The following is a 5,102-nucleotide window of genomic DNA, read 5'->3' on the forward strand; positions in this document are numbered from 1 at the left end:
TAATTTTATTTTTTAAACAAAACTTATCTAAGTTTTTGTTACAATTAAAATTTTATTTTTTCAAGAAAGTATTTATGGCATTACTTAAAGTAATTAATTTAGAATTTAGTAAAGTAAAAAAATATATTATTCATCCTTGTTCTCTTTCTTTTGAAAGCGGGAAAATTTATGCTCTAATGGGGCATAATGGATCGGGAAAATCAACTTTATTAAAAATTTTAGCAAAACAACTTAAATTTCAAAAAGGGCAGATTTTGCTTGATGAAAAAGATATAAAGTATTTTTCATCTAAAGAATTCGCTAAAAAAATAGCTTATTTACCCCAACATTTACCACATTTATATCATATCAGCGTAAAAGAGCTTGTGAAAATGGGACGTTTTTCTTATGAGAATTTTATTAGAAAACAAAATGACGAAAATATTATTTATGAAGCTATGAAATTAACTGATGTTGATTATATGGAAAATAAAGATTTACAATTTTTATCAGGTGGAGAGAAAACAAGAGCTTTTTTAGCAATGCTTTTGGCACAAAAAAGCAAATTTTTACTTCTTGATGAGCCTTTAGCTGCTTTAGATATTGCTTATAAATTTGATATTATGAAACTTATTTCTAAAATAAGCAAAGAACTTAATATAGGAGTAATTATTATTTTGCACGATATTAATCTAGCAGCTTCTTATTGTGATGAAATTATTGCTTTAGAGGAGGGTAAAATTATTTTTCATAATAGCAATTTAGAATTTATGAAAGAAGAAAATATTAAAAAGATTTTTAGAATAGACAATACAATCTTAAAACATCCTAAAAAAAATTCTTTAGTAGCTATTTTCTAATGTTAAAAATTTTTTTAATATTTTTATTAAGCCTTAATCTTTTTTCCAAAGAGTTAAAGGTAATTGCTCTTGATTGGACTGCAGCTGAAACTATGATGTTGTTAGGATATCATATTCAAGCAGTAGGAGATAAAAAAAGTTATAATACTTGGGTTAAAGAACCTTCTTTGCAAAATGATACTTTAGATTTAGGATTAAGAGTTAAGCCAAATTTGGAACAGGTTATAAGATTAAAACCTGATATTTTAATTTCTTCTTCTTTATTTTCATTAAATAATCATTCTTTACAAAAATATACCAAAGTTTATAATATAGATTTTTATAAAGAAGGAGATCTTTATGAAAGCATTAATAATGCTGTTTTAGAACTTGGGGTAATACTTTCAAAGGAAAAAGAAGCAAAAACACTTATAGAAAATACAAAAAATACATTAAAAGAGATTAGTCTTGAAATAAAATCTAAAAATAGACCTTTAGCTATTGTGCAATTTATTGATCCAAAGCATTTAAGAATCTATACAAATCATAGTATATTTGGAGTTGTTTTAAAAGAACTTGGTTTAGAAAATGCTTATAAAAAAGAAGTAAAAAATGTTTGGGGCGTTGATAATATTTCATTTTTAGATCTTTTAGATCTCCCCGAAAATACTAGAATAATTATTATAAAACCACATCCTTTTAATATAAAAAAAGAAATTAAAAATAATCCTTTTTATCAAAAAACACTTTTATTTAAAGATTATATAGAATTAGATCCTATTTGGAGTGCAGGAAGCTTGCTAAGTATAGAACGTTTTGCAAAATATTTAAAGGATAATTTAAAATGAAAAAGTTAATTTTTTCATTGATATTATTATTTTTAATTTTATTATTCTTGGTATTTTACTTTGAATTTTTGAATTTAAAAAATAATCATAGCGATTTATTTATTTTTATTTTGAAAAATTATGTTTTAAGTAGAATAGGAGTCTGTTTTATTTGTGGAGTATTGCTTTCTTTAGCTTCTTTGCTTTTACGAAAAATTTTACATAATATTTTAGTTAGTGATACAACTTTAGGGGTTTCTTCAGCTTCTGGATTTTTTTTATTATTAAGTAGTTTATTTTTTCCTTTTATTTATGAAAATTTTAAAATTTTGATAGCTTTTTTCGGGGCTATTATCATTTTAATACCCATTTTTGTTTTAGGATATAAAAAAAGATTTAATAATGTAAGTATTATTTTGCTAGGTTTAATAAGCTCTTTATTTTTTAGTGCTTTAACTTCATTATTTATACTTTTATATCCAGAAGAAAGCAAGGCTTTTTTATTTTACAATAGTGGATATTTTACGCAAAATGGTTTAAAAGATTTTTTTCAAATTATTTTTTATTCTAGTATAGGTTTTATTTTTCTTTATTTTTTTTCTTCTTCTTTTAAAATTTTAACACTAGGAGATATTATTGCAAAATCTCTTGGGGCAAATATAATATTAAGTAAAGCAATCACTTTGATATTAAGCGCTTATTTAGTAGCTTTAGTTGTTTCTTTTGTAGGCTCAGTAGCTTTTTTAGGTTTATTTGCAAGTATTTTAATCCATCAATTTAAATTTGATGATATAAAAAAAGAGTTTTTATTTTGTTCTTTGGTGGGAGGTTTTTTACTTTCAAATATTGATTTAATTTTGCAGCTTTTACAACTTTTAGGAAATATCAATCTACCAACAGGAAGCATGGTCCCTTTTTTAGGAATACCTTTATTAATTTATGTTATTTTTAAAAAAATAAAAGATTATTCTAATGATTGTTATTTTTTAGATGAAAATCATTTTTTTATTTCTAAATATATTTTATTTAGCATAGTTTTTATTTTACTAATTTTATTTTTTATAATGAATTTATATTTTGATTTTTTAAATTTAAAAATAGATTTTTCCACTCCAAAAGAAATTTTTGATTTAAGAATTTATAAACTTATCATTTTGGCATGTAGTGGGATTTTAATGGCAATCGCAGGTTTTATTTTGCAACGTTTAAGTTTTAATGCTATGGCCTCAAGTGAATTTTTAGGTATTAATTCAGGAGCTAGCTTAGGGGTACTTTTTGCTTTATGGTTCATGCCATTTCTTGTATGGCCTTTAGCATTAATTGGAGCTTTGGCTATTTTATTTTTATTAGTTTTTTTCTATTTTGTACAAAAAATAAGCATGCAAAAGATTATTTTACTTGGCGTTTGCATTATGTTTTTAACTGACGCTTTTTTTAAAATAGTTTTATTAAGTGCAGATATAAGAGTTTATAGTTTTTTAGCTTTTACTCAAGCTGGAATCTTAAATGCTAGTTTTAATAATGCTTTAATTATATTGATTTTTACGATTATTTCTTTTTTGATTATGCCATTTTTTACACGTTGGCTCAATGCTTTGCGTTTAGGAGAAGTTTGTGCAATAAACATTGGCCTTGATCTTTTTAAAGTAAGGATTATTTTACTTATTTTTTGTGCTTTAATAAGTGTTTTGGTTGTTTTAAATACCGGTCCATTTAGTTTTATAAGTTTATTAGCTCCTCATCTTGCTAACTTATTTTTTATTCAAAATATGAAAATGAAACTATTTTTAACAACATTAATTGGAGCATTGTTTATGCTTTTGGCTGAATTTTTATCAAAACTTTTAATCTTTCCTTATGAAATTCCTTTGGGTATTATTGCAACTTTATTAGGAAGTGTATATTTTATTTTTATGGTGAGAAAAAATTAATGAATACTTTTTTATTTTTATTTCAAAAACATAAATTTTACTTTTTTCTACTTTTTGTGCTAAATATTTTTAGTTCTATTATGGGAATTTTTGTTTTAGCTTATATTAATTCTAAAGTTCTTAATTTCTATAATGATTATTTAGTACTTTTAACTTTTTTTCTTTTGGTGATAATTTTTTTATTAAGCTCTATAATTGCACAATTTCTTTTAACTCGTTTTGGCCATCATTTTGTTTTAAGATTGCAAGAATATTTCCTTAAAAGAATTTTAGATACTGAAAATTTAAAAATTTTAGAACTTGGAAAGGCTAAAATTTTAGCCAGTCTAAATAATGATATTAAAAATATTTCTTTTGGAATTATGCGTTTGCCAGAAATGTTACAAGGATTTTTATTTGCTTTTTGTGCAAGTATTTATATTTTCTCTTTGCATTCTTTGATTTTTCTTATTGTTTTTTTATGGTTATTTTTTGCTTTTTTAATCAGTCATTTTATAGTTAAATATGTTTATCATTATCTTAATTTAGTTAGAGACAATGAAGATATCTTACAAAAAGATTATCAAATGGTCATAGAAGGTCATAAAGAGTTAAATTTAAGCATAAAAAGAAGTCAATTGTTTTATGAAAAAGAATTTAAAACTCATGCAAAATTAAAATGTATTAATGCTATTAAGGCTGATACTTTACACAATTTGGCTAATAATCTTTTAAATGCTATGATTTTAGCTTTGGCTGGTTTAATTATTTATTTATCTTTATCGTTTTCTTGGATAAAACTTAATGAAGCTACTATGGTAGTTTTTATTATTTTATTTATAAGAACACCTTTAATTTCTGCCATAGGTGCTCTTCCTATGATCTTAAGTGCAAAACTTTCTTTTGATAAAATCAATAAATTAAATCTTGCTTCCTATGAGAAAGATTTTAAAGAAATAAAAGAAGATTTTTCTTCTTGGAAAAGCATAGAATTAAAAAATATTAGTTTTAATTATCCAAATTCTTCTTTTGCATTAAAAAATATAAATTTTAAAATAAATCGTGGAGAACTTGTTTTTTGTATTGGAAAAAATGGCAGTGGTAAATCAACTCTATCTTTAATATTATCGGGAATTTTAAGAGCTTATCAAGGGGAAATGAAATTAGATAATATTTTATTAAACGAAAAAAATATTCATATTTATAGAAAAGAAATTGGTGTTGTTTTCTCTGAATTTTTTCTTTTTGATAAAGTTATTTGCGAGGAAAAAGAAAAAAACAATCTATCTTATTGGTTGGAAATTTTAGATTTAAATCACAAAGTTAAAGTGCAAAATTTTACGCTTTCAACCACTTCATTATCTCAAGGGCAGAAAAAGCGTCTTGCTTTATTTCTAACATTGATGGAGGATAAAAAATTTTTAATTTTAGATGAATTTGGTGCAGATCAAGATCCTTTATATAGAAATTTTTTCTATACTAAACTTCTTCCTTTACTTCAAAAACAAAATTATACTATTTTTGCTATCACTCACGATGATAAATAT

General features: G+C 23.5%; 4 protein-coding genes. All 4 read left to right on the top strand.

Annotated elements, in window-relative coordinates; translation table 11 throughout:
- Nucleotides 1-74: 74 nt before the first annotated feature.
- Nucleotides 75-839 (top strand): ABC transporter ATP-binding protein, encoded by a 765-nt coding sequence (locus JG677_RS06965; RefSeq protein WP_200285926.1) that lies wholly within the window; start codon nt 75-77, stop codon nt 837-839.
- The gene (locus JG677_RS06970; protein ID WP_200217147.1) at nt 839-1,666 is read left to right on the top strand and encodes an ABC transporter substrate-binding protein; all 828 of its coding nucleotides are present in this window, start codon (nt 839-841) and stop codon (nt 1,664-1,666) included. The genes JG677_RS06965 and JG677_RS06970 overlap by 1 nt, the downstream gene beginning before the upstream one ends.
- A complete protein-coding gene (locus tag JG677_RS06975) occupies nt 1,663-3,576 on the top strand; it encodes an iron ABC transporter permease (RefSeq protein ID WP_200285928.1) in 1,914 nt (637 codons plus the stop codon). Before JG677_RS06970 ends, JG677_RS06975 begins: the two co-directional genes overlap by 4 nt.
- 56 nt (nt 3,577-3,632) lie before the next feature.
- Nucleotides 3,633-5,102 (top strand): ATP-binding cassette domain-containing protein (locus JG677_RS09045; protein WP_200285930.1); only part of this gene is annotated, 1,470 nt, incomplete at its 3' end.

Source organism: Campylobacter sp. TTU-622, from assembly GCF_016598965.1.
Lineage (GTDB): Bacteria > Campylobacterota > Campylobacteria > Campylobacterales > Campylobacteraceae > Campylobacter_D.

What these genes read in the sequence shown, in the direction of transcription:
- JG677_RS06965 (WP_200285926.1), top strand. Translation starts at nt 75, where the DNA reads ATGGCATTACTTAAAGTAATTAATTTAGAATTTAGTAAAGTAAAAAAA.
- JG677_RS06970 (WP_200217147.1), top strand. Translation starts at nt 839, where the DNA reads ATGTTAAAAATTTTTTTAATATTTTTATTAAGCCTTAATCTTTTTTCC.
- JG677_RS06975 (WP_200285928.1), top strand. Translation starts at nt 1,663, where the DNA reads ATGAAAAAGTTAATTTTTTCATTGATATTATTATTTTTAATTTTATTA.